The following is a 23,142-nucleotide window of genomic DNA, read 5'->3' as shown; positions in this document are numbered from 1 at the left end:
TCAGTCGTCGTACGCGAACCGGGCGATCTGACGGCAGTGGTCGTCGGCCCGGGAGTTGCGTCCGTCGCGCATCAGCTCCGAGACGAGCGCCCGAGCCGGGGCACGCCACGGCAGAGCCGCGAACTGCTCCCGGGCGGCGGGTTCGTCGCTCCACACCACGCACACGACGGCACCCTCGTCGACGAAGGTGAGGGCGGGCGAGTCCGCCGCGAGCTGCTCACGTGTCGAGCCCGAGGCCTGCTCGAGTTCGGTTCCCGACACGCGGACGTAACCGGCGAGGCTCCGCTGTCCGCCGGAGAGGTCGAGGAACACCCCCGCGACCGCCAGGTCGCCGGCGTGCACCGACACCAGCGGCTTCCGGGGGTCGGTCGGCTCCTCGGGGGGAAGACATACGACGGACCAGTACTCGCATTCGCTCATGCGGGCGTTCGGCACGATCGACGACACGACGTCTCGAAGCCAGGCCGTGACGGACCCGAACTCCGGATACTGCTCGAGTTCGCGGTACTTGGTCTCGCGCAGTGGCAGGGCGGCCGTCGACGGGGGCACACGGGTGTTCACGCGACGATTATGACCGCTGCCGGTGTGGTGTGGGTCATCAGATCACCACTCCGGGATTCAGGATCGAGTTCGGGTCGAGTGCGGCCTTGATCCGCTCGGTCAACGCCATGACGTCCGGCCCCACCTGATCCGGCAGCCAGGCCTTCTTGAGCCGGCCGACGCCGTGCTCGCCGGTGATGGTGCCGCCGAGTTCGATGGCCAGATCCATGATCTTCCCGAACACCGCCTGTGCCCGCGCCGTCATGTCCCCGTCGGCGGGGTCGTAGACGATCAGCGGGTGAGTGTTGCCGTCGCCGGCGTGTGCGATCACGGCGACGGTGACGTCGTGTTCGGCGGCGAGCTCGGCGATCCCGCTCACCAGCGCGGGCAGGGCGGGGATCGGTACCCCGACGTCCTCGAGCAGCAGACTGCCGGTGCGTTCGACGGCCGGGATGGCCATGCGGCGGGCCACCGTGAACGCCTCGCCCTCCTCCGGATCGTCGGTCGCGAAGACGTCGTCGGCCCCGGCCTCGCGGCAGGCCCGCACCATGATCTCGATCTCCTCGGCGGCCGCCGCGCCCGGCGCGTCGGAACGGGCGATGAGCATCGCCTCGGTGCTGCGTTCGAGTCCCATCCGCAGCATGTCCTCCACGGCCCCGACGGTGGCCCGGTCCATGAATTCGAGCATGGCCGGTCGCAGCACGGCGGTGATGGCGACGACCGCGTCGGCGGCGGCCTGCACCGACGAGAACGTCGCGACCATCGTGGATCCGGGTGGCGGTGGTGGGACGAGACGCAGAGTCACCTCGGTGATGACGCCGAGCGTCCCTTCGCTTCCGACGAACAGTTTCGTCAGCGACAGGCCCGCGACGTCCTTGACCCGTGGCCCGCCGAGCCGCACCGCGGTGCCGTCGGCGAGGACCACCTCGAGTCCGAGCACGTAGTCGGTCGTCACCCCGTACTTCACGCAGCACAGGCCACCGGCGTTGGTGGCCGCGTTCCCGCCGATCGTGCAGATCTCGCACGACGACGGATCGGGCGGATACCACAGGCCTTGTTCGGCAGCCGCCTTCTTCACCTCGACGTTGAGCAGGCCGGGCTGGGCGACCGCGGTGCGTGTCGCGGTGTCGACGGTGATCGCGCGCATCTTCTCGGTGCTCAGCACGATGCCGTCGGCGAGCCCGCCCGACCCGCCGGACAGGCTCGTGCCGGCACCCCGGGGTACCACCGGCACCTTGTGGGTGTTCGCCCACCGCAGCGTCGCCTGTACGTCGGCGGTGGATGTGGCCCGTACGAGCGCGAGGGGAACCGCGGCGTCCGGGTCCTGCGCCCGGTCCTGCCGGTAGCCGGCGAGGATGTCGGGATCGATGATCAGTGCGCCGGCGGGCAGTTGCCCGCGGAGTTCGTCGAGCAGGTTCCCTGGATACACGACCCAGGTCTACCACAGGATGTGTCACAGGCCACAGATCCTCTGATTGGGTGAAGTGTCGTCGGGTACCCCTTCCACAGGACACGGAAAGGAGAAGACGATGCCGAATCCGTCGATCAAGAACGAGAAGATGTACGAGGACCTGCGCGAGGACGGTGCCTCCAAGGAGAAGGCGGCCCGGATCTCCAACGCGGCTGCGAACGAGGGTAAGTCGCAGGTCGGGAAGAAGGGTGGCAAGTCCGGCTCCTACGACGACTGGACGGTCGACGACCTGAAGAAGCGTGCGAAGGAACTGGGCATGACCGGTTACTCCGACATGAAGAAGGACGAACTGATCGACGCACTGCGCAACCACTAGCCGCCCGGAACCCGAGTTCGCGCGCCGAAACGAGCTTCGCCCCTGTTGTGGGGGCGGCGAGGCTCGTTCAGGCGCGCGAACGTCGTCGTTCAGGCGTACGAACGTCGTTCGGGATCAGCCGAACTCGACACCCTGGGCGAGCGGCAGCTCCGTCGAGTAGTTGACGGTGTTCGTCGCCCGCCGCATGTACGCCTTCCACGCATCCGATCCGGATTCGCGCCCGCCGCCGGTGTGCTTCTCCCCGCCGAAGGCGCCGCCGATCTCGGCCCCCGAGGTGCCGATGTTGACATTCGCGATGCCGCAGTCGGATCGGGCGAGGAACAATTCCGCCTCGCGCTGGTCGAGGGTGAAGATCGACGACGAGAGTCCTTGCGGGACACCGTTGTGCAATGCGATCGCCTCGTCGAGGTCGTCGTAGTCGAGGACGTACAGGATCGGGGCGAAGGTCTCCTCGCGCACCACCTCGCTCTGTGCGGGCATCCGGACCAGCGCGGGGGAGACGTACACACCGCCACCCGCGACGTCCACTCGCTCACCGCCGACGACGAGTGTGCCTCCGTCGGTCTGCGCGCGGTCGAGCGCCGCGGTCATCGCCTCGTAGGACCGTTCGGAGATGAGCGGACCCACGAGCACACCCTCGTCGAGCGGATTCCCCCTCTCGACGAGTACGTCTGCGATCGATCGGCGCACGATCAGCCGGCGCAGACTGGTGCAGCGCTGGCCCGCCGTGCCGGCCGCGGCGAACACGACGCCCCGGACGGCGAGGTCCTGATCGGCGGACGGAGCGACGATCGCCGCGTTGTTGCCGCCGAGTTCGAGCAGGCAGCGACCGAACCGCGCCGCGACCCGCGGCCCGACGATCCGCCCCATCCGGGTGGAGCCGGTCGCACTCACCAGGGCGATACGGGGATCGTCGACGAGCGCCTCACCCACCCTGTGGTCGCCGAGGAGCAGGTGATGGAGACCGTCGGGGGCGCCGACGTCGGCGGCGGCGCGGCGCAGCAGCGCGTCGCAGGCGAGGGCGGTGAGCGGGGTGGTCTCCGACGGTTTCCACACCACCGGGTCGCCGCACACCAGCGCGATCGCGGTGTTCCACGACCACACCGCCACGGGAAAGTTGAACGCGGAGATCACGCCCACCACGCCGAGCGGATGCCAGATCTCCATGAGCCGGTGTCCGGGCCGCTCGGACGGCATCGTCCGCCCGTAGAGCTGTCGCGACAGACCGACGGCGAACTCACAGACGTCGATCATCTCCTGCACCTCGCCCGCGGCCTCCGACGGGATCTTCCCCGCCTCCAGGGTGACGAGCTCGGCGAGATGCCGCTTGTGCTCGACGAGCAGTTCGCCGAGCCGTCGCACCACGCGGCCGCGCACCGGGGCGGGGACGTGGCGCCACTGCTCGAAGGCCCGTGCCGCCGCGGTGATCGTCGCATCGACCTCGGTGGCCGAGTGGACGGGTACGTGCCCGAGCACGCTGCCGTCGATCGGGCTGGTCACCGCGAGTGCCGCGTCATCGGGCACGGCGTCGGCGCCGCACTGCCTCAGCGCGGTCGCCGCGCGGTCGGCGAGATCGGTGGTCGCATTCATCGGTGAGCTCCTTTGCTGCTCGGATACCCTGCGCTGGTGCCCGAATCCTCGAGAAACGACTCGTCGAAGGAGTCGCTGGACGACATCGATCGGATGTTGCTGCGCGAACTGGTCGCCGACGGTCGCGCGACGCTCGCGGCGCTCGCCGAGAAGGCGGGACTGTCCGTCTCGGCCGTGCAGTCGCGGGTGCGCCGACTCGAGGCGCGCAACGTGATCCGCGGATACAGTGCGCGCGTCGATCCCGAAGCGCTCGGGCTGATGTTGTCGGCGTTCGTGGCGATCACCCCTCTCGACCCGTCGCAACCCGACGACGCACCGGCCCGCCTCCGGCACATCTCCGCGATCGAATCGTGTCACTCGGTGGCGGGCGACGAAAGCTACATCCTTCTCGTGCGTGTCGAGTCTCCTCGCGCTCTCGAGCGGTTGCTGCAGGAGATCCGGGCGACCGCCGATGTCGCCACCCGCAGCACCGTCGTTCTGCAAACATTTTACGAATGATAGGCGTCTGCGCCGTAAATGTTGCTGTGATACCGGGTTTGTCCCGTTGAGTCTCGCGTACGGTGGGGTCATGAGCACTGCATTCCGAAACCCGGACGGTGCCGAGAATCTCGCCCCCGACCGGGTACACAGCATCCTCGGCCGGCACATGCTCGCCGACGGTTTCGACCTCGTCCTCGATCTCGACCGCTCCCGCGGAGTCCGCCTCGTCGACGCCCGGGACGGAACGACCTATCTCGACATGTTCGGGTTCTTCGCGTCGTCCACGCTCGGGATGAACCACCCCGCGCTGACCGATCCGGAGGCAGCCCGCGAACTCGCCGCCGTCGCGGCGAACAAGCCCAGCAACTCCGACATCTACACCGTGCCCATGGCACGCTTCGTCGAGACCTTCGTGCGCGTCCTCGGCGACCCGGCACTCCCGCACCTGTTCTTCGTCGACGGCGGCGGGCTCGCTGTGGAGAACGCGCTCAAGGTGGCGTTCGACTGGAAGAGCCGCCTCAACGAGTCCCGCGGTCTGTCCGCCCACCCGGGTGGTTCGGTGCTGCACCTGACCGGGGCCTTCCACGGCCGCACCGGGTACACGCTGTCGCTGACCAACACCGATCCGGTCAAGACCGACCGGTTCCCCAAGTTCGACTGGCCGCGGATCGACGCGCCCCGTCTCGCCGAGGGCCGCGACGTCGCCGCAGCCGAGGAGAAGGCCCTCGAACAGGCACGCCGCGCCTTCGCCGAACGTCCCCACGACATCGCGTGCTTCATCGCCGAACCGATCCAGGGGGAAGGCGGCGACCACCACTTCCGTCCCGAGTTCTTCCGGGCGATCACGCAGTTGTGCCGGGAGAACGACGCCTTGGTGATCTTCGACGAGGTGCAGACCGGCGCCGGCACGACCGGTACGGCGTGGGCCTACCAGCAACTCGGCGTCACTCCCGACATCGTCGCCTTCGGCAAGAAGACACAGGTGTGCGGGATCATGGCCGGCGAACGCATCGACGAGGTGCCCGACAACGTGTTCACCGTGAGCTCGCGGATCAACTCGACGTGGGGCGGCAACCTCACCGACATGGTGCGGGCCCGTCGCATCCTCGAGGTCGTCGAGAACGATCGGCTCATCGACCGGGCCCGGTGGAGCGGTGCGCATCTGCTGTCGGGATTGCAGCAGCTCGCCGCGCGACGACCGGTGGTCACCGAGCCCCGGGGACGCGGACTGATGTGCGCCGTCGAACTCCCGACTCCGCAGATCCGCGACGAGGTGCTGCGGCGGCTGTACCGCGACGAGCACGTCCTCGTGATCGGGACGGGCACGCACGGCATCCGATTCCGGCCCCCGCTCACGGTCACCACCCACGAACTCGACGAGGCCCTCGGCGCGCTCGACAGGGTGACGGCGCAGTACGGATGACGGGACGGTTCCCCCTGTTCGAGATCGGACGGCGGTAGCTTGTCGGACATGGCCGATGCACTGGACGAGACCGTAACCGGTGGCGAATCCTTCGCGATTCCGTCGCTCGCCAACCTGAGGGACATCGGGGGTTGCCCGAGTTCGTTCGGCGGCGCGGTCCGCACCGGGGTGGTCTTCCGCTCCACCCACCTCGGCCGCCTGACCGAGACCGACGTCGAGACTCTCGACGCCCTGAGCATCGCGACGGTCTTCGACCTGCGCACGCTCGAGGAACAGCAGGCCCGCCCCGATCGCGTCCCCGCCGGCGCCCGGCACCTCGGCCTCGACGTCCTCGCCGACCGTGACGGCGGATCCATCGCGGCGACACTGCCGCAACTCGTGTCGAATCCGGAGTTGGTGTCGCAGACACTCGGGGACGGTCGCGCCGCCGACTACCTGCGGCAGAGCTACCGTGATTTCGTCGTCCTTCCGAGCGCCGTGGCCTCGTACCGGACCCTGGCCGACACCGTTGCACACGGAGACGTTCCAGGGCTCGTGCACTGCAGCGCCGGCAAGGATCGCACCGGATGGGCGGCGGCGTCGCTGCTCCTGTTCGCCGGCGCCGACCCGGAGGCCGTGTTCGCCGATTACCTGCGCACGAACGACGAACTGCTGCCGCACTTCGACGACTTCTTCGCCCGGTTCGCATCGCTCGGCGGCGATCCCGAGCTGCTCACACCCCTACTCGGGGTGCGCCGCGAATACCTCGAGGTGGCGATCGACGAGGCGCTGTCGCGCTACGGAACCATCGAGCAGTACTTCGCTGCCGGACTCGGTCTCGACGACGACACCCTGCAGGCCCTGCGGACCCGGCTCGTCGATCCGAACGCGACCGCCTGACCGTCACCTCGGCGCCGGCGTGCTCAGGATCGGCACGGGGACCGGACCGTAGCGTCGCCATCGCGGTCCGGGTGCGTAGGAGCGCAATTCGTCGACCCGGCGCGCGATCGCCTCGGGGTCGGCGAGTTCGGCGCGAGCGGCGGGGTTGCCGAGGTAGTGGTCGAGCACGGCGTCGAGGAGTTCGGGTGCGATCTCGAACCGGCGCCGGTCGATGCGGGCAGTGCGGCCGGGGCCGCGCCGGGACGAGGGACGCAGGTCGCCGTCCTTGCGGTCGTCGATGATCCGCCACGGCAATGGAACCCGCGAACTCGTGGTGGCGCCACGCGCCGGTCGAGCGACGACCACGACGTAGAGCGGGTCGGCCAGTACTCCGGACGTCGATGCCTCCCAGGGGATCCAGGTGTCCGTGGCGTGATCGCTGAAGCGGATTCCCTCGGCGGAGAGTGCGATGTAACCGGGGCGCAGTGTGTGTCGGACGATGAAGAAGGAGTAGCCGACCTGCCATGAGCAGGCGAGGACGGTGAGAACGATGCTTCCGGACAGCTGCTCCCGAGACCCTTCGCTGACCCAGATGATCACGAGGAGCATGAGCGTGAATGCCCCGATCTGAACGACGGCGCTCCAGAATGTCGAGGAGGATTGCCGGAGAATGAGAGCCGGCGAAGAACTCTCGGAGCCCGAGACGATGTGATCGGCTCTGATCCGAGGGCTGTACATGAGGACACCGAGCACCGGATACATCAGAAGGGTTGCGCCCAGTGTCAGGAGAAGAGCTGTAGCGTCGGGAAGCGCGAACGGCAGCCCCGCCACTACCCGTTCGACCACGGCTGCGACGAGGAGCAACGGGCACAGCAGACCTACCAGGGCGGTGAACACGATGACGTAGGTGGCGCGCGGATCCCCGTAGGTACGGAGATCAGGACGATCAGAAAACGGCATCCAGTATTCCTCTCCCCAGGTGTAATGTTCCGCGGACGCCGGCGCCGGCCAACGCTCCGGTAGCTGCGGCAGCACTTTCGACTTCCTCCCGGCCCGCACCGATCGCTCCCCACACGGATTTGGTACTCGCCTCGTAGAGGTTGTCGACCGCACCGGACGTGAAGATTCCGGCGACTGTGCCTGCCCCGGCGCCGAGCACGGCACCGAGAGCAGTACCCGCACCCGGAAGAATCGACCCGATAGCGCTCCCCACCGCCGCGCCGGTTGCTATCGAGGCTCCGAGGCCGAGTCCGTTGGAGACCACGGCTTGCTCGAGGGACTCACCACCAGCGAAATAGTCGAGCCCGACACCGGCGACGAGACCTATGGTCCCCGCGGCCCGGCCGGCTGTCCGGGACATCGATGCCATGTCGTCGAGGCGTCCGGTGGTCGTCACCAGATCGTCGAGTGGTTTCCGCGCAGAACCGAACGTACGTCGTAGCTCGTCGTACGGTGTGTCCGGCGAAAGCGAGAGAAATCGCTCCATCTCACGGATCGCCTCGGTCCGGAGTTGTTGCTGCACGGCGAGGAGGCCCGCGATCTTGCCCTGCAGGTTCTTGTCGACGTAGTCGAGCGCGGTGCTCCCGAGGAAGGACGCTGACCACGGATGTCCCGTCCAGGTGTTCACGGCGCCGGCAATCGCCACCGACCAGCGAGCGTGCACCGCCTCGGCGGCGTCATTCGCCTCCTGATATGCCGAGGCCCTTCGGAAAGCGACTTCGTCGTCACCCGGGGGAGGATCACCGATCGTGTTGCCCACGACCGGCAGTCCCGCGGCCGCGGCGCGAGCCCGGATGCCGGCCATGTCGGACAGGGCACGCGACAGTTCGCCCGCCAGGCCCGCGAAGACATCGGCGGTCCTCGATGTCCGCTCGTGGAAATCGTCGACGGCGTGGACGTGTTCGCTCGACCTGTCGAGGTAGGTCTCGGAAGCGTCGCCCTCCCAGGCGTCGTCGGCGATGCGACGCGCCCGGGCCGCGGCGTCGGCGACGTTCCCGATCGTGGTGCCCAGCGTGGTGCGGATCCAGTCCTCTACCCGTCGGATGTCCGCGGGGTTTCCGGCGATGAAGGTGTCGATCGGCACGGTCACTCCGACCAGGCCCGGACGAGCGCGGCGGCGGCTTCGTCGTCGGCTTCCCGGTACGTCTGTGCCGTGGTCGTCAGCAGGCCACCCGTTCCGCCGAGGACCTCGACCGTGCCGGCGAGGTCGGTGACGATCTGCGCCAGCATGCCGGTGAGAGGGCCGGTCGCCAGACCCGCGTCCACGCTCGTGGGGCAGGTGCCGACGAGATCCGCGGTATCCGCGGCCGCACCCGTGTAGACGCCCGCGGCCCGATCGAGTTCGTCGGGGTCGACGTACAGGCTCATCGCGCGTCCCCGTCCGCCGGGCGTCTGCGTTCCGATTCGGGTATCGGGACGTCGAGCAGCAGAGAGTCCCACGGCTGTGCCTCACGCAGTCGCGGGAGCACGTGCGTGGGCAGCACCAGCCAGGGTTGCCCGGCGCCGCAACAGGAGTGGAGACGGTCGAGCGCCGTGTAGGCGAGCAGCGCGATGCGGCCGTCGCCGAGATACCGATAGTCGACGACGGCGTCGGCCGGATCCGGGACCGCGTCCGCGCACGGTAGATGGAGATACGGCGGAAGCACCGTCGGTAGTGCGTCCGCGACCTGTTCCTGCGACATTCGTTCCCCCGTGAGCAGCCTGTCCGATCCCCCGTCGGACTGTCGGCGCGGAGGAGGCTACCAGCGGCAGGTCTTGTGACGAATCACGGGTTGCTGCTTACGGTCTCGATCGCGTGCGGGAACGCGAGCCGACGGCGGCCGCGACGGCGAGGCCGATCGCGACGCCGGCGAGATCGGCGCACCAGTCCCAGAACGACCCGGAGCGCCGGACCGCGACGGTGGCCTGGAGGATCTCCGTCAGCACGCCGTAGAGACCCAGCCACACCACGGTGACGACGGGGGAGATCCGTGCGTAGCGGGAACACAGCGCGAGGGCCACGAACATCAACGCGTGCGTGACCTTGTCGGCATGGGGAGGACCGCTCGGCACGGTACCGCCGGGAGAGAGCAGCATCGCGGTGATGACGACGACCGCGAGGATCAGGGGCAGAGCGCGGTGCCGGAGGGGCGTGGACGGCACGGTTCAGGCGTTCTTCTTCTCACCACGGTGGGTGTCGGCGTCGTCGGTGCTGTGCCCGTCCCGGTCGCGACCGGCGAACAGGACGATGCCCACGGCGGGGATCAGGAGGAAGAACAGCCACGTGTCGAAGGTGAAGAACAGCACGAGCGCGACCAGCGGCGTCAGGCCCATCACGACCTCGCGCCACCGCTCGGGATCCTTCTTCGGGATGATCACCGGAAGGTCGTCCCGGGTCGTGGCCGAGCTATCGGTGAGGTGGGCGGGCAGGTCGGTGAACAGCACGTCGAGATCACCGCGCGTCCCGGCCGCCGACGCCTTCGCGCTGCGTTCGTCGAATTCCGACAGTGTCAGCCGGCCGAGCGCGAAGTGTTCGCCGAGCAGGTCGAGCGCCTCACTGCGTTCGGCGTTGCCGATCCGGATGTCGGGGTGTTCGGGCATGCCGGTCACCCTAACCTGTGGCGTCGGAGCGGCGACAGACACGGGCATCTCCCGGGATGCTGTGATTTCCGCGACAGCAGAAAGGGCGGCCGGGCACCGGACGGTCAGGACGGGCCGCGTCCTTCACCGAGCAGCCGGTAGGCACGGCGACCCGCGACGAACAACACCCCGAAGGCGATGAGCAGCGCGATCGGATGCCGGAGGACGACGATCACGAGCAACGCGACGAGCACGAACGGCACCAGGGTGAGCAGTTGTTCCGCGAGATCGCGGGGTCCGGGGGAGGGGGCCACCACGGCCGGCGCCGAAGGCAGATCGGCGAAGAGGGGAACCAGATCGCCGCGCACTGTGGCCTGCGTCGCGAGCGCGACCCGCTCGTCGAACTCCGCCAGGCCGAGGCGCCCCGCGGCGAAGTGCTCACCGAGCAGCGCTACGGCTTCCTCACGCTCGGCGGTGCCGATGCGGATCTCGGGACGGTCGGCCATGTCTCCAGGCTAATAGCTTTCACGCGCGGAAGCCGGACCGTGACGCCGGATGACACCCGGATACAGCGACGGTCCCCCGCATCGTGAGCGATGCGGGGGACCGTCGGGGATCTGCTGTGTTACTCGATCGCCGTATTACTTGATCTCGGTGAGGACGGTGCCCTGGGTGACCGCGGCACCCGGCTCGACCGCGAGGCCGGTGACGACGCCCGCCTTGTGGGCGTTGACCGGGTTCTCCATCTTCATGGCCTCGAGCACGGCGATGAGTTCGCCCTCGGCGACCTCCTGGCCTTCGGCGACCGCGACCTTGACGACGGTGCCCTGCATGGGGGCGGTCACCGCATCGCCCGACGCCTTGCCGGCGCCGCCGCCGCCGCGCTTGCGGGGCTTCGGCTTCTTGCGGATCACGCCGGCGCCGCCGCCGTTACCGCCGAGCGAGAACTGGCCGGGCAGCGACACCTCGACGCGGCGTCCGCCGACCTCGACGACGACGTTCTGACGCGGCAGTGCCTCGTCCTCGTCCTCGATCGGGGCACCACCGGTGTACGGCTCGATGGTGTTGTCCCACTCGTTCTCGATCCACTTGGTGTAGACGTCGAACTTCTCGCCGTCGCCGACGAAGGCCGGGTTCTCGACGATGTGGCGGTGGAACGGGATGACCGTGGCCAGACCGTCGACCTCGAACTCCGCCAGCGCGCGGGCGGCGCGCTGCAGCGCCTGCTCGCGGGTCTCACCGGTGACGATCAGCTTGGCGAGCATCGAGTCGAACTGGCCGCCGATGACGTCGCCCTGGACGACACCCGAGTCGACGCGCACACCGGGGCCCGTGGGCTCCTTGTAGACGGTGATCGGGCCGGGGGCGGGAAGGAAGCCGCGACCGGCGTCCTCACCGTTGATGCGGAACTCGAAGCTGTGGCCGCGCGGGGTCGGGTCCTCGGTGAGCTCGAGCTTCTCACCGTTGGCGATGCGGAACTGCTGACGCACGAGGTCGATGCCGGCGGTCTCCTCGGTGACCGGGTGCTCGACCTGCAGGCGGGTGTTGACCTCGAGGAAGGACACGGTGTCGCCCTGCACGAGGTACTCGACCGTGCCGGCGCCGTAGTAACCGGCCTCGCGGCAGATGGCCTTGGCGGAGTCGTGGATGCGCTTGCGCTGCTCGTCGGTCAGGAACGGCGCGGGAGCCTCCTCGACCAGCTTCTGGAAGCGGCGCTGCAGCGAGCAGTCGCGAGTGCCGGCAACGATGACGTTGCCGTGCTGGTCGGCGATGACCTGGGCTTCGACGTGGCGGGCCTTGTCGAGGTACTGCTCGACGAAGCACTCACCGCGGCCGAAGGCGGCGACGGCCTCACGGGTGGCCGACTCGAACAGCTCGGGGATCTCCTCGATGGTCTGCGCGACCTTCATGCCGCGTCCGCCACCACCGAAGGCGGCCTTGATCGCGACGGGCACGCCGTACTTCTTCGCGAACTCGACGACCTCGTCGGCGTTCTTCACCGGGTCCTTGGTGCCGGCCGCCATCGGGGCCTTGGCGCGCTCGGCGATGTGGCGGGCGGTGACCTTGTCGCCGAGGTCGCGGATGGACTGGGGCGAGGGGCCGATCCAGATGAGGCCGGCGTCGATCACGGCCTGCGCGAAGTCGGCGTTCTCGGAGAGGAAGCCGTAGCCGGGGTGGATGGCGTCGGCGCCGGACTTGGCCGCGGCGTCGAGGATCTTGTCGAACACCAGGTAGGACTCGGCGGAGGTGGTGCCGCCCAGTGCGAACGCCTCGTCGGCGAGCTTCACGAACTGTGCGTCTGCGTCCGGTTCGGCGTAGACGGCGACACTGCCGTAGCCCGCGTCCTTGGCGGCTCGGATGACCCGCACAGCGATCTCGCCGCGGTTCGCGACGAGCACCTTCGTGATCTGCGCGCTGGCATGACTGGGCACGGAGCCTCCTGTTGATCGATCGTTAGGTTATTTCCGTCGACGGGCAGTCTAAGCGCCAATCGGATCGACGATGTAACCGGATGGCCCCTATACATTACGGCGGGCCTTCGAGCATCCGATGCTACTCACCGGTAGGTGGGACCGTCACCGTTTCCGGCTGCGCGATCCACGGCCCGCCGACCGCGACCTCGTGCATCAGCTCGCGGGCGCGTGCGATGAGGCGGGGGACGTTCTCGCCCGCGACCGTGTTGTCGGGGAATCGCGCCGACATGTTCACCCCCTCGGGGGTGCGATTGATCCAGATGTACACGTCGTGCGTGAAGCTGCGGCTGCGCAGGGCCCGGGCGTTCCATTCGGGCCACTGTGCTGCCATGGGAACGAACCGCACGTCCATGTAGGACACGACGAACCGGGGGCGGATGGGGACGCCGAGGAGTTCGCCCACCCGCACGAACGGCACTCGCGCACTCGCCCGGGTGCGGTGCAGTTCGTCGCCGGCGCGCATCGCCAGGACGTCGAAATCCGTTGTGCCCGTAAGGTTCAGGTCGATCGGTCGAAGGCCGACGAACCAGCCGAGCGAACCCGCCCAGATCGGGCCGGCGCGGGTGTGCGCGGGCGCGACGGTCCGGAACCGCTCGGCGCCGGTGATCTCGGCCGTCGCCCGGCCGAAACACGCCAGCACGCCGGCGAAGAAACCCGTCCCCGCACGGCGGCAGCACGCGGAGAAGGCACTCGCCTCGTCGTCGTCGAACCAGCGCTCGGACAGTCGCTGCTGGGGTGTGGCGTGCGATGGTCGCGCACCGATCGGCAGGGGGAAGGCGGGTGGTTCGCCTCCGCATTCGGTCAGGGTGCGCCGCCAGATCTGCACCGCCTCGTGATGGTCGTCCAGCTGTGCGGACTCGTCCCGTTCGGCGGCACCGAAATCGATGTAGCTCCCCACCGGGAACAGGTCGGCCGCGCGACCGGTGCGCTCCTCCTCGTAGAGCGCCGAGATCTCGTGCGCGACGAGTACCACGGAGTACCCGTCGATGATGGAGTGGTCGGCGCCGAAGAAGACCGTGAACCGCTCATCGGTGTCCTTCGCGCCCCCCGTGTCGCCGACATCCCCGTCCGGCGTCCGCTCGAGCGTCGCGAAGACGTAGGACGGCCACAGATGCGGCGTCGTGTAGTCGTCGAACAGGCCGAGCAGGTGGTCGCGGATCGTGTCCGGATCGGCGGGATCGTGCCGGATGGGACGCACCGACACCCTGCCCGGCGGTGCGGTGCGCCGCACCAGGTCGTTCCCGCTCTGCTCCCCCGCGAGCTGGGCGTGGCTGCGCAGCGGTTCGTGCCGGTCGATCCAGCGTTGCAGGGCCCGCCGGAACCGTTCGGTGTCGAGCGGCCCGGCGACTTCGAAGGCCGTGCCGAGCCAGGAGTCGCGGCCGCCGCCGTACCGGATCCCCGAAGTGCGCCTCAGATGCGCCTCGTGGATGTACGAGGCGGGACGGGGATCCTCGCGCCAGTCGTCCTCGGCCGCGCAGGGCAGCCATTCGGTCAGAACGCCGGGAGGGATCCGGTAGTCGGCGAGCTCGGTGAACTCCATGACCGCGTCAGGTTCGGAGGTGCCGCTTGATGCGCGTGAGCATCGCGCTCATCCCTCGCAACCGCAGCGGGCTGACGGCCTCGGCGAGCCCGAGCGAGGCGTAGAAATCGTCGGGCACGTCGAGGATCTCCTGCGCGCTGAGACCGTCGAGTCCCTGGTGCAGGATCGAGGCGAATCCGCGCGTGGTCGGCGCCTCGGGGGGTGCGCTGAAGTGGAGCTTCACCTGCGACCGGTCGGATGCGTCGACGGACAGGAACAGCGGCGACTGGCACTCGGGCACCGGCTCCATCGCCGCTTCCTCGAGTTCGGCGGGAAGCGGCGGGAGCTCGCGGCTGAATTCGAGAAGCAACTGCAGCTTGTCCTGACCTTCGACGGCAGCGAAGTCGTCGACGATCTCGGCGAGGGGGGCGGGGATGCTCATGCGGCCGGCGCTTCTCCGGGCTCGTCGCCCTTGGCGATGGGCACGCGGACCGCGTTGCCCCACTCGGTCCACGAACCGTCGTAGTTGCGCACGTTCGAGTACCCGAGCAGGTGGGTGAGGACGAACCACGTGTGGCTCGACCGCTCGCCGATCCGGCAGTAGGCGATCACGTCGGCGTCCTTCGCGATGTCGCCGTAGATCTCGTCGAGCTCGGCCCGGGCGCGGAACCGGCCGTCGGGCGCCGCGGCCTTCGCCCACGGGATCGATACCGCGGTGGGGATGTGACCGCCGCGCAGGGCGCCCTCCTCCGGGTAGTCGGGCATGTGGGTGCGCTCACCGGTGTACTCCTGCGGCGACCGCACGTCGACCAGCGGACCCGTGCCCAGGTGGGCGAGGACGTCGTCCTTGAATGCGCGGATCCGGGCGTCGTTGCGCTCGACGACCGGGTAGCCGCTCGTCGTGGCGGACGGGATGTCGAGGGTGGTGTCGCGGTTCTCGGAGATCCATGCGTCGCGGCCACCGTCGAGGAGGCGGACGTCCTCGTGACCGAAGAGGGTGAAGACCCACAGCGCGTAGGCGGCCCACCAGTTGGACTTGTCGCCGTAGATGATCACGGTGTCGGTGCGACGGATGCCCTTGCGGTCCATGAGCGCGGCGAACTGCTCGCCGTCGATGTAGTCGCGGGTGACGGGATCGTTGAGATCGAGATGCCAGTCGATCTTCACCGCACCGGGGATGTGCCCCACGTCGTAGAGCAGGACATCCTCGTCGGACTCTACGACCTTCACTTCGGGATGGCCGAGATGAGCGGACAACCACTCCGTCGACACGAGACGGCCGGGATCCGCATATGCGGCGAACGAAGGGTTGCTATCGGGTGCGACGGGCACATGGGCTCCTGAGGCTGTGGTGGCAGGTGCGCCGTCGATTCTAGGCGGTACCGTGACGGGACGTGACCCGCAGCAACCCTCACGCCGGGCGGCCGGCCCGCGCCGAACTCGCATCGCGGGACCACATCGACCTGCTGGTCCGCCGGTTCTACGAACGCGCACTCGCCGATCCCGTGCTCGCACCGGTCTTCGATGTTCTCGCCGTGGTCGGACTCGACGACCATCTGGTGGTCGTGGGCGACTTCTGGGAGCAGATCCTCTTCCGCACGACCCGTTATCGCGGCGCGTTCGTGCCGGTGCACCGGGCGCTGCACGGGCACCACGGACTGACCCCCGCCCGATTCGAGCGGTGGTTGCAGTTGTGGTGCGAGACCGTGGACGAGACGTTCGACGGAGTGGACGCGGACCGCGCGAAGGCCAAGGCCGAGGCGATGGTGACCTCGCTGCAGAAATCCCTGTACGGCGGCGCGACCCGATAGGGCCGGACACGGCCTAGTTCTCGAGCGACTCCAAGGGGATGGCAGCATTCTCGGCCCACAACCGCGCCACGGAGATATCGACCTCGGCGAGCAGGCGCCGCACCAGCGGGAGTCCGATGCCGATGACCGACGACGGATCGCCCTCGATGCGCTCGACGAACCAGCCACCGTGACCGTCGAGCGTGAAGGCGCCGGCCACTTCGAGCGGCTCACCGCTGTCGAGATACGCCTCGAGCTCCTCGTCGGTGGGGGTGCCGAAGTGTACGACGGTGCCGCTGTGGTCGGCGACCTCGGCGACGACCTCGTCGTCCCGGACGCGGAGCACGGCATGACCCGTGAGCAGCTCGCCGCTGCGACCGGCGATCGTCCGCCAGCGCTCCCGGGCCGCCTCGACGGTGCCGGGCTTGCCCTGCAGGTCGTCGTCGATCAGAAGCATCGAGTCGCAGCCGATGACGACGGCGTCCCGCAGACCCTGCTCGCGCAGGACCGGCAGGATGTCGGTGGCCTTGGCGCGGGCCAGCTCGGTGACCACCTGCGCCGGCGGCGTGCCGGGGCCGAGGGACGCGATGAGCGCGTCCTCGTCGACCTCCGACACCTGCACCAACGGCTTCACGCCCGCCGCGTGGAGAACCGCGAGGCGGGCGGGTGAAGCCGAGGCCAGAACGAGCCGGGGCACGTCAGCCGCGGTTCGGGTAGGAATACGGCGAGAACGGCGCCCACCGGCGGTGCATCCGGGTCGGATCCCCCCAGGTCTCGGGCGGCCGGGTGTCGCTCACGTCCTCGCCGGCCGACGCAGCGGCAGCGGCGAGCACGGCGACGAGAGCCGCGATCTCCTCGTCGGTCGGATTGCCCTTGACGATGCGGAGGGCGGCCGCGGTCTCGGCGACCGCGGGGCTCTCCGGAGCGGCTTCTCCCGCTCCGTCGTCGGGCGTGGCCTCGACCGTGGGCGACTGCTCGTCGACTTCGAACTCGGTGATGATCTTGTCCTCTGTCGTCGCTGTCACAGGGCACCCCCCGGATACGCGTCCGCACGGGCATCGGATGCCCACCGGGTCGCTGTCATGTCGATCCCTCTCTCGGGTTCATCGCACGTCGTCGGCGACGTGCTACGCCGTGCAGGTCGCGGCAGGACCGGGGTGCGCCCGGTCCTGCCGCAGAGCGTCACAGCGGAATGTTTCCATGCTTCTTCGGCGGGAGCGAAACCATCTTCCGCTCGAGCAGGCGCAGCGCGGAGACGATCTGGCCGCGCGTGTGCGAGGGCGGGATCACCGCGTCGACGTAGCCGCGCTCGGCTGCGACGTACGGGTTCACCAGGGTGTCCTCGTACTCGTTCTGCAGCTCGAGGCGCAGCGCGTCGACGTCCTCACCGTTCTTCGCGGCCTCGAGCAGGCGCTTGCGGTAGACGAAGCCGACGGCGCCGGAGGCGCCCATGACGGCGATCTGCGCGGTCGGCCACGCGAGGTTGACGTCGGCACCCATGTGCTTGGAACCCATGACGTCGTACGCGCCGCCGTAGGCCTTGCGGGTGATGACCGTGATCTTGCCGACGGTCGCCTCGCCGTAGGCGTAGAGCAGCTTGGCGCCGCGGCGGATGATGCCGTTGTACTCCTGCTCGGTGCCGGGCAGGAAGCCGGGCACGTCGACGAGCGTGATGATCGGCACGTTGAACGCGTCGCAGGTGCGGACGAAGCGCGCGGCCTTCTCGGACGCGTCGATGTCGAGGCAGCCGGCGAACTGTGTGGGCTGGTTGGCGACGATGCCGACGCTGCGGCCGTCGACGCGGCCGAAGCCGACGATGATGTTCTTCGCGCGCTCGGCCTGCACCTCGAGGAACTCGTCGTCGTCGAGCAGGCGACGGATGACCTCGTGCATGTCGTACGGCTGGTTCGGCGAATCCGGGATGAGCGTGTCGAGCTCGATGTCCTCCGCGGTGAGGGAGTCCTCGATCGACCCGACGATCGGGTCGGTCGGCGCGAGACGCGGTGCGGCGGCCTGGTTGTTGCTCGGCAGGTAGGACAGCAGATCCTTGACGTAGTCCAGGGCGTCCTGCTCGCCGTCGGCGACGTAGTGCGCGACACCCGACTTGACCATGTGGGTGTGGGCGCCGCCGAGGTCCTCCATCGTGACGTCCTCGCCGGTGACGGTCTTGATGACGTCGGGGCCGGTGACGAACATCTGGCTGGTCTGGTCGACCATCACGACGAAGTCGGTGAGAGCGGGGGAGTAGACGTGACCACCGGCCGCGGGGCCCATGATCAGCGAGATCTGCGGGATGACACCGGAGGCCTGCACGTTGCGGTGGAAGATCTCACCGTAGAGGCCGAGGGAGACGACACCCTCCTGGATGCGCGCGCCGGCGCCTTCGTTGATGCCGATCAGCGGACGGCCGGTCCTGATGGCCAGGTCCATGACCTTGACGATCTTCTCGCCGTAGACCTCGCCGAGGCTACCGCCGAAGACCGTCGCGTCCTGCGAGAAGACGCAGACGTCGCGGCCGTCGATCGTGCCGTAGCCGGTGACGACACCGTCGCCGAGCGGACGGTTGTCGGCCAGGCCGAAGTTGGTGCTGCGGTGGCGAGCGAGGGCGTCGAGCTCGACGAACGATCCTTCGTCGAGAAGCGCCTGGATGCGCTCGCGAGCGGTCAGCTTGCCCTTGGCGTGAACCTTCTCGACTGCGGCCTCACCGACCGGGACCTTGGCCTGTGCTTGACGGTTGCGCAGGTCGGCCAGCTTGCCGGCGGTGGTGTGGATATCGGGCGTACTCGCCGCCTCGGGCGCGGACGGCTCCTGGACAGTGGTCATGGCACGTCAGCTTAGCGATCGTCATACAAGGCCGTTGCATCGAGGTCCCGAAGGCCGGGCACCGCGCCGGACCTACCGGCGGGTAGGTGGCGAAGGTCCACTTTAGGCTGTGTACATGGCATCCGACCGGCCCACGACCGATCTTCCCGCCCTCCGCACACCGCTCGACGAGGCGGCGCTACGCGATGTTCTCGTCGGCGCCGAGCGTGAAGGCTTCTACACCCGTCTCGACGTCGTCGCCGACACGGCTTCGACCAACGCGGATCTGCTCGTCGTCGCCGCGACCGGCGACGACCGCCGGGTGCTCCTCGCCGAGTTCCAGCACGGGGGCCGGGGCCGCCACTCGCGCAGCTGGAACGGGGTGCCCGGCGCGCAGATCATCGTCTCGGTCCTGCTGCGCCTGCCCGAGTGCCCGCTGCAGAACCTCGGATGGCTCCCGCTGCTGTGCGGCGTCGCCACGGTCGACGCCGTGCGATCGGTCACCGGCGTCGAGGCGAAATTGAAGTGGCCCAACGACGTTCTGGTCGACGGACGCAAGCTCGCCGGCATCCTCGTGGAGGTCGCCACCACCTCGCCGGTGCCCACGGTGGTCGCCGGGATCGGCATCAACGCCACCCTCGGGCGCGACGAACTGCCTGTGCCCACCGCCACCTCTCTGTTGCTCGAGGATGCCGCCGAACTCGATCGCACCCCGCTCGCGCAGGCGCTGCTGGCGGGTTTCGGTGAGCGGATCCGGGCATGGGCCCGCGCGGGATGGGACACCGCCGATCTGGCCGCGGCGTACCGCGAACGGTGCAGCACGATCGGGCAACGCGTCCGTGCGATCCTGCCCGGCGACACCGAGCTGCACGGCGTCGCCACCGACGTCGACGACCAGGGGCGCATCGTGATCCGCCCCGACGGTGGGGGAGATACCGTGGCGGTCGCTGCGGGCGACATCACACATCTGCGCCCGGTCTGATCGCCGGGCGACCGCTCGCATCGGCACGGCACCGGCATATGCCATCGTGAGCGGTATGGGATATCCGGAGGACGCCCTTGCACCCGAGGAAGAGTTGCTGCTGCATCGGCATCCGCACTGGAAGGCGCTCGTGCTGCCGACGGTGATCTTCCTCGCGTCCACGATGATCGCCGGATTCCTGCTGGGCACGATCCAGGCGCGCCTCGACGGTGCGGCCGCGACCGTGTGCGCCGTCGCCGTGGCCGTCGCATGGATCGGTATCGTCGGCCGGCTGTGCGTCCCCCGTTTCGTCGGGTGGCTGACGACGCATTTCATCGTCACCGACCGGCGCGTCCTCGTCCGCACCGGCGTCCTCACCCACACCGGTATCGACATCCCGATGGGCCGGATCAGCAACGTCCAGTTCCGGCACGGTCTCGTCGACCGGATACTGCGGACCGGCACGCTCGTCGTCGTCTCCGCGGCCGACGATCCCATCGAGTTCGACGACATCCCCGACGTGCAGCAGGTGCACGCCCTGCTCTACCGGCAGGCCTTCGACGCACAGGAGTCGCGCCCCGACGACCGTCACACCACTCGCTACCGGCGCGACGAACACGAGCACCGGAAGGCCTGGTGACGGCGAGTGGAGCGACCGCCGACACGACCCGCTCGTAATCCCGACAAAGCGAACCCCGATCCGTAGGCTGGCGTGGTGACTGCCGTTCTACTCGCCGAAGACGACGACGCCATCGCTGCACCGCTGTCCCGCGCGCTGGGACGCGAAGGGTACGACGTGACCGTCGAGGACAACGGTCCGGCCGCGCTCGAACAGGCACTGTCGGGCAGGTTCGAACTGCTCATCCTCGATCTCGGTCTCCCCGGAATGGACGGACTCGAGGTGTGCCGCCAGATCCGGGCGAGCCGCTCCGATCTCGCCGTCCTCATGCTCACCGCCCGCACCGACGAAGTGGACTTCGTCGTCGGTCTCGATGCCGGTGCCGACGACTACGTCGGCAAACCCTTCCGCCTCGCCGAACTCATGGCGCGTGTGCGTGCGCTGCTGCGTCGCCGTGGCGGTCCGGAGAACGACGACATCGTGGACGTCGCCGGGATCCGGCTCGAGCGCGCCGCGCGCCGCGTCCTCGTGGACGGCTCGGAAGTGACCCTCGCCAACAAGGAGTACGAGCTCCTGCGTGTGCTGCTCGAGCACGCGGGGCAGGTCGTCTCTCGCGACGCCATTCTCGAGGAGGTGTGGGGCGACGCCGATCTGCGCGGTTCGAAGACTCTCGACATGCACATGTCGTGGTTGCGCCGCAAGATCGGCGACGAGGGACCGGCCGGGGAACGTCGCATCGCCACGGTGCGCGGCGTCGGTTTCCGGCTGAACACCGACTAGCCTTTCCGGCGTGCGCAGCCGCATCCTCAACGCCGTCCTGGCGACCGTGCTGCTCGTCGCGTTGTTGCTCGGCGTCCCCCTGGCCTACACGGCCTTCCTGTTCGTCGAGGACACCGCCCGGCGCGACCTGCAGACTCGGCTCGAACGCATGGCCGACGAGATCATCGCCCAGGAGGGCACCGACGGATTCGTCGTCGGGGGGCTCGATACGAGTTCGCTGCGCCTGCTCGTTCCCACCGACGGACGGGCCGTCGTGGTGTATCCGACCCCCGAGAACGTCGCGGCACGCCTGGACATCGGCACGCCGGTGCTCGGGGCGTCGATCGTCGAGTCGTTGTCGATGGGCACGTCGGGCTCGCTGCTCATCGAGGTGCCCTCGGAGAGCATGCGCACCCTGCAGCAACAGGTGCTCGCCGCGGTGAGTCTGCTCGTGTTGCTGTCCGTCGCGGCCGGGGCGCTGGTCGCGGTGGCGACCGCCCGACGACTCGCCGACCCGCTGCGCGACGTGGCGAACCGGGCGGCCCGCCTCGCCGAGGGAGATTTCCGCCCGGTGGCCCGGCGGCACGGCATCCCCGAGCTGGATCGCGTCTCGGACGTGCTGGACGCGGCCGCCGTCGAGATCTCGCACCGCCTGCAACGCGAGCACGCGCTCGTCGGCGACGTGTCGCATCAGCTCCGCTCCCGGATGACCGCGATCCGGCTGCGTCTGGACGAGTTGTCCACCCACGAGGATCCCGCCGTGGTGGAGGAGGCCGACGCGGCCATGGCCCAGGTGGACCGGTTGACCACCGCGATCGACGGGCTCGTGCGCCAGTCCCGCGACAGCAGCGCCGACCAGCGCACGGACGTCTCGGTGGTCGGCGAACTCACCGGGGTCATCGCCGACTGGCGTGGGCCCTACGAGGAGGCCGGACGGGAACTGGTGCTGCGCGGCGACCCGTCGCTGCGGGCGGCGGTGACCGGTTCGCGGTTGCGGGAGGCGGTCGCGGTGCTGGTCGACAACGCACTCGTGCACGGAGGCGGCACGTGCACGGTCTCGGTGCGGCACGTCGCGACCCGCGGCGACGTCACGGTGTGCATCGAGGTCGCCGACGAGGGGGAGGGCGTCAGCGACGAGGTCGCCCCGTACGTCTTCGACCGCGGGTTCTCCGGGGGTGGTTCGACCGGGGTGGGCCTGGCGCTGGCGCGTGCCCTCGCGGAGGCGGACGGCGGCCGGCTCGAACTGCAGCGCCGCCGGCCCGCACTGTTCGCCCTGTTCCTCGGGGCACAGCGCGATCGGGACATGCGGCCGGCGAGCGGGACACGCGAACCTCGTTAGACCCGATCGGGCCGGTCGGGGATCAGGATCGGTCGAGCTGCCCGGTGTGCTCGTCGGCGGGGGTGTCCGGAACCATCTCCTCGGGAAAGACGAACTTCCGGAAGCAGTAGAACCGGAAGATCATCTGCAGCAGGTTGCCGATGATGTACGCGCTGACGAAGTCGGCGATGTTCTCCGTCGCGAGGCTCACCTCGGGAACACGCAGGTCGAAGACGTAACTCGAGATCCACAGCGGGATGAAGGACAGCACCACCCCGATCCCGCTGATGAAGAAGAACAGGAACGCCTCGTGGGCACGCTCGCGGCCACCGCGGTTACGGAAGGACCATTCGCGGTTGAGGATGTACGAGCAGATCACTGCGACCACGCCGGCGATGATCTTGGCGGTCACCGGCTTCTCGGCCAGGATCGTGAGCTTGAGCGTGTAGAAGATCGACGAGTCGATCACGAAGGTCGTACCGCCGACGATGGCGAACTTGATCAATTCGCGATGCCGGAGCAACAGCCCCCGCAAAGGCTGGGGAACTCTGCTCAACGCTTCATCGACGACGGCCACTTGGAGAAGTGTACGAAACGTGGAGGTGAATTTCCGAAACCCGACCGCACATGTCGGCATTCCCACACGCCTCCGTCGCTCGTCCGT

General features: G+C 68.9%; 27 protein-coding genes. 9 read left to right on the top strand and 18 right to left on the bottom strand.

The window, feature by feature from the left end; translation table 11 throughout:
• The gene (locus tag A8G18_RS20430) at positions 1 to 561 is read right to left on the bottom strand and encodes a hypothetical protein (RefSeq protein WP_064065313.1); all 561 of its coding nucleotides are present in this window, start codon (positions 559 to 561) and stop codon (positions 1 to 3) included.
• 37 nt (positions 562 to 598) lie between these two features.
• Entirely contained in the window at positions 599 to 1,969 is a 1,371-nt protein-coding gene (locus tag A8G18_RS20425) for an FAD-binding oxidoreductase (protein WP_064065312.1), read from the bottom strand.
• Between the two features lie 100 nt (positions 1,970 to 2,069).
• Between A8G18_RS20425 and A8G18_RS20420 the strand changes: the two genes are divergently transcribed.
• Positions 2,070 to 2,327: a DUF7218 family protein gene (locus A8G18_RS20420; protein ID WP_006550162.1), complete on the top strand. Its 258-nt coding sequence runs from the start codon at positions 2,070 to 2,072 to the stop codon at positions 2,325 to 2,327.
• A 114-nt stretch (positions 2,328 to 2,441) separates the two neighbouring features.
• Here the strand turns inward: A8G18_RS20420 and amaB are convergent, their stop codons facing one another.
• Positions 2,442 to 3,917, bottom strand: coding sequence for an L-piperidine-6-carboxylate dehydrogenase (gene amaB / locus A8G18_RS20415; protein ID WP_064065311.1), 1,476 nt, complete (start codon positions 3,915 to 3,917; stop codon positions 2,442 to 2,444).
• Positions 3,918 to 3,953: 36 nt separating this feature from the next.
• On the opposite strand from amaB, the gene A8G18_RS20410 reads away from it, so the two are divergent.
• The 3 genes from A8G18_RS20410 (at position 3,954) to A8G18_RS20400 (ending at position 6,699) form a co-directional block, all read left to right on the top strand.
• The gene (locus A8G18_RS20410) at positions 3,954 to 4,415 is read left to right on the top strand and encodes an Lrp/AsnC family transcriptional regulator (protein WP_064065331.1); all 462 of its coding nucleotides are present in this window, start codon (positions 3,954 to 3,956) and stop codon (positions 4,413 to 4,415) included.
• Positions 4,416 to 4,485: 70 nt separating this feature from the next.
• Entirely contained in the window at positions 4,486 to 5,820 is a 1,335-nt protein-coding gene (gene lat, locus A8G18_RS20405) for an L-lysine 6-transaminase (protein WP_064065310.1), read from the top strand.
• Positions 5,821 to 5,868: 48 nt separating this feature from the next.
• Positions 5,869 to 6,699 (top strand): tyrosine-protein phosphatase, encoded by an 831-nt coding sequence (locus tag A8G18_RS20400; protein WP_064065309.1) that lies wholly within the window; start codon positions 5,869 to 5,871, stop codon positions 6,697 to 6,699.
• Positions 6,700 to 6,702: 3 nt separating this feature from the next.
• Here A8G18_RS20400 and A8G18_RS20395 read toward each other — a convergent pair whose 3' ends face one another.
• The 11 genes from A8G18_RS20395 to A8G18_RS20345 form a co-directional block, all read right to left on the bottom strand.
• On the bottom strand, positions 6,703 to 7,638 hold the full coding sequence (locus tag A8G18_RS20395) for a hypothetical protein (protein WP_064065308.1): 936 nt from the start codon (positions 7,636 to 7,638) through the stop codon (positions 6,703 to 6,705).
• Positions 7,625 to 8,761 (bottom strand): DUF3482 domain-containing protein, encoded by a 1,137-nt coding sequence (locus A8G18_RS20390; protein WP_245207959.1) that lies wholly within the window; start codon positions 8,759 to 8,761, stop codon positions 7,625 to 7,627. Before A8G18_RS20390 ends, A8G18_RS20395 begins: the two co-directional genes overlap by 14 nt.
• A 2-nt stretch (positions 8,762 to 8,763) precedes the next feature.
• Positions 8,764 to 9,045: a hypothetical protein gene (locus A8G18_RS20385; protein WP_016934239.1), complete on the bottom strand. Its 282-nt coding sequence runs from the start codon at positions 9,043 to 9,045 to the stop codon at positions 8,764 to 8,766.
• Positions 9,042 to 9,359, bottom strand: coding sequence for an SAV_915 family protein (locus A8G18_RS20380; RefSeq protein WP_064065306.1), 318 nt, complete (start codon positions 9,357 to 9,359; stop codon positions 9,042 to 9,044). The genes A8G18_RS20385 and A8G18_RS20380 overlap by 4 nt, the downstream gene beginning before the upstream one ends.
• Positions 9,360 to 9,456: 97 nt before the next feature.
• Positions 9,457 to 9,819: a VanZ family protein gene (locus A8G18_RS20375; protein ID WP_064065305.1), complete on the bottom strand. Its 363-nt coding sequence runs from the start codon at positions 9,817 to 9,819 to the stop codon at positions 9,457 to 9,459.
• Positions 9,820 to 9,822: 3 nt separating this feature from the next.
• Positions 9,823 to 10,257 carry a DUF1707 SHOCT-like domain-containing protein gene (locus A8G18_RS20370; RefSeq protein WP_064065330.1) on the bottom strand — a complete coding sequence of 145 codons (435 nt, stop codon included), beginning with the start codon at positions 10,255 to 10,257 and terminating at the stop codon, positions 9,823 to 9,825.
• Positions 10,258 to 10,361: 104 nt separating this feature from the next.
• Entirely contained in the window at positions 10,362 to 10,742 is a 381-nt protein-coding gene (locus A8G18_RS20365) for a DUF1707 SHOCT-like domain-containing protein (protein ID WP_064065304.1), read from the bottom strand.
• 135 nt (positions 10,743 to 10,877) lie between these two features.
• Complete coding sequence (locus A8G18_RS20360; RefSeq protein WP_064065303.1) at positions 10,878 to 12,668, bottom strand: acetyl/propionyl/methylcrotonyl-CoA carboxylase subunit alpha; 1,791 nt, start codon at positions 12,666 to 12,668, stop codon at positions 10,878 to 10,880.
• A 121-nt stretch (positions 12,669 to 12,789) separates the two neighbouring features.
• Positions 12,790 to 14,250, bottom strand: a complete 1,461-nt coding sequence (locus tag A8G18_RS20355; protein WP_064065302.1) for a condensation domain-containing protein — start codon at positions 14,248 to 14,250, stop codon at positions 12,790 to 12,792.
• A gap of 7 nt (positions 14,251 to 14,257) precedes the next feature.
• The gene (locus A8G18_RS20350; protein WP_016933808.1) at positions 14,258 to 14,671 is read right to left on the bottom strand and encodes a SufE family protein; all 414 of its coding nucleotides are present in this window, start codon (positions 14,669 to 14,671) and stop codon (positions 14,258 to 14,260) included.
• Positions 14,668 to 15,561: a sulfurtransferase gene (locus A8G18_RS20345; RefSeq protein WP_064065301.1), complete on the bottom strand. Its 894-nt coding sequence runs from the start codon at positions 15,559 to 15,561 to the stop codon at positions 14,668 to 14,670. The genes A8G18_RS20350 and A8G18_RS20345 overlap by 4 nt, the downstream gene beginning before the upstream one ends.
• Before the next feature lie 62 nt (positions 15,562 to 15,623).
• On the opposite strand from A8G18_RS20345, the gene A8G18_RS20340 reads away from it, so the two are divergent.
• On the top strand, positions 15,624 to 16,040 hold the full coding sequence (locus A8G18_RS20340) for a group III truncated hemoglobin (RefSeq protein WP_064065300.1): 417 nt from the start codon (positions 15,624 to 15,626) through the stop codon (positions 16,038 to 16,040).
• Between the two features lie 13 nt (positions 16,041 to 16,053).
• Here A8G18_RS20340 and A8G18_RS20335 read toward each other — a convergent pair whose 3' ends face one another.
• From A8G18_RS20335 to A8G18_RS20325, 3 genes are all read right to left on the bottom strand, one after another.
• Complete coding sequence (locus tag A8G18_RS20335) at positions 16,054 to 16,716, bottom strand: Maf family protein (RefSeq protein WP_064065299.1); 663 nt, start codon at positions 16,714 to 16,716, stop codon at positions 16,054 to 16,056.
• A 1-nt stretch (position 16,717) separates the two neighbouring features.
• Positions 16,718 to 17,044: an acyl-CoA carboxylase subunit epsilon gene (locus A8G18_RS20330; RefSeq protein WP_064065298.1), complete on the bottom strand. Its 327-nt coding sequence runs from the start codon at positions 17,042 to 17,044 to the stop codon at positions 16,718 to 16,720.
• Positions 17,045 to 17,201: 157 nt separating this feature from the next.
• Entirely contained in the window at positions 17,202 to 18,842 is a 1,641-nt protein-coding gene (locus A8G18_RS20325) for an acyl-CoA carboxylase subunit beta (protein WP_064065297.1), read from the bottom strand.
• 115 nt (positions 18,843 to 18,957) lie between these two features.
• On the opposite strand from A8G18_RS20325, the gene A8G18_RS20320 reads away from it, so the two are divergent.
• The 4 genes from A8G18_RS20320 (at position 18,958) to A8G18_RS20305 (ending at position 22,499) form a co-directional block, all read left to right on the top strand.
• A complete protein-coding gene (locus A8G18_RS20320) occupies positions 18,958 to 19,803 on the top strand; it encodes a biotin--[acetyl-CoA-carboxylase] ligase (protein ID WP_064065329.1) in 846 nt (281 codons plus the stop codon).
• 55 nt (positions 19,804 to 19,858) lie between these two features.
• Positions 19,859 to 20,422, top strand: a complete 564-nt coding sequence (locus tag A8G18_RS20315) for a PH domain-containing protein (protein WP_064065296.1) — start codon at positions 19,859 to 19,861, stop codon at positions 20,420 to 20,422.
• Between the two features lie 75 nt (positions 20,423 to 20,497).
• Positions 20,498 to 21,181, top strand: coding sequence for a response regulator transcription factor (locus tag A8G18_RS20310; RefSeq protein ID WP_024101522.1), 684 nt, complete (start codon positions 20,498 to 20,500; stop codon positions 21,179 to 21,181).
• Between the two features lie 10 nt (positions 21,182 to 21,191).
• Positions 21,192 to 22,499, top strand: coding sequence for a sensor histidine kinase (locus A8G18_RS20305; protein ID WP_064065295.1), 1,308 nt, complete (start codon positions 21,192 to 21,194; stop codon positions 22,497 to 22,499).
• A gap of 22 nt (positions 22,500 to 22,521) precedes the next feature.
• Here the strand turns inward: A8G18_RS20305 and A8G18_RS20300 are convergent, their stop codons facing one another.
• Positions 22,522 to 23,055, bottom strand: coding sequence for a GtrA family protein (locus A8G18_RS20300; RefSeq protein ID WP_064065294.1), 534 nt, complete (start codon positions 23,053 to 23,055; stop codon positions 22,522 to 22,524).
• Positions 23,056 to 23,142 lie beyond the last annotated feature (87 nt).

Origin of the sequence: Rhodococcus gordoniae (assembly GCF_001646655.1) — a bacterium.
GTDB lineage: Bacteria > Actinomycetota > Actinomycetes > Mycobacteriales > Mycobacteriaceae > Rhodococcus > Rhodococcus gordoniae.
The sequence above is the reverse complement of the archived record's forward strand: the minus strand, read 5'-3'. Positions and strand labels throughout refer to the sequence as shown.

Bases quoted from the DNA above. Each gene is read 5' to 3' on its own strand.
- A8G18_RS20365 (WP_064065304.1), bottom strand. From the start codon at position 10,742: ATGGCCGACCGTCCCGAGATCCGCATCGGCACCGCCGAGCGTGAGGAA.
- A8G18_RS20370 (WP_064065330.1), bottom strand. From the start codon at position 10,257: ATGCCCGAACACCCCGACATCCGGATCGGCAACGCCGAACGCAGTGAG.
- A8G18_RS20395 (WP_064065308.1), bottom strand. From the start codon at position 7,638: ATGCCGTTTTCTGATCGTCCTGATCTCCGTACCTACGGGGATCCGCGC.
- A8G18_RS20400 (WP_064065309.1), top strand. From the start codon at position 5,869: ATGGCCGATGCACTGGACGAGACCGTAACCGGTGGCGAATCCTTCGCG.
- A8G18_RS20355 (WP_064065302.1), bottom strand. From the start codon at position 14,250: ATGGAGTTCACCGAGCTCGCCGACTACCGGATCCCTCCCGGCGTTCTG.
- A8G18_RS20420 (WP_006550162.1), top strand. From the start codon at position 2,070: ATGCCGAATCCGTCGATCAAGAACGAGAAGATGTACGAGGACCTGCGC.
- A8G18_RS20350 (WP_016933808.1), bottom strand. From the start codon at position 14,671: ATGAGCATCCCCGCCCCCCTCGCCGAGATCGTCGACGACTTCGCTGCC.
- A8G18_RS20325 (WP_064065297.1), bottom strand. From the start codon at position 18,842: ATGACCACTGTCCAGGAGCCGTCCGCGCCCGAGGCGGCGAGTACGCCC.
- lat (WP_064065310.1), top strand. From the start codon at position 4,486: ATGAGCACTGCATTCCGAAACCCGGACGGTGCCGAGAATCTCGCCCCC.
- A8G18_RS20380 (WP_064065306.1), bottom strand. From the start codon at position 9,359: ATGTCGCAGGAACAGGTCGCGGACGCACTACCGACGGTGCTTCCGCCG.
- amaB (WP_064065311.1), bottom strand. From the start codon at position 3,917: ATGAATGCGACCACCGATCTCGCCGACCGCGCGGCGACCGCGCTGAGG.
- A8G18_RS20320 (WP_064065329.1), top strand. From the start codon at position 18,958: ATGGCATCCGACCGGCCCACGACCGATCTTCCCGCCCTCCGCACACCG.
- A8G18_RS20385 (WP_016934239.1), bottom strand. From the start codon at position 9,045: ATGAGCCTGTACGTCGACCCCGACGAACTCGATCGGGCCGCGGGCGTC.
- A8G18_RS20315 (WP_064065296.1), top strand. From the start codon at position 19,859: ATGGGATATCCGGAGGACGCCCTTGCACCCGAGGAAGAGTTGCTGCTG.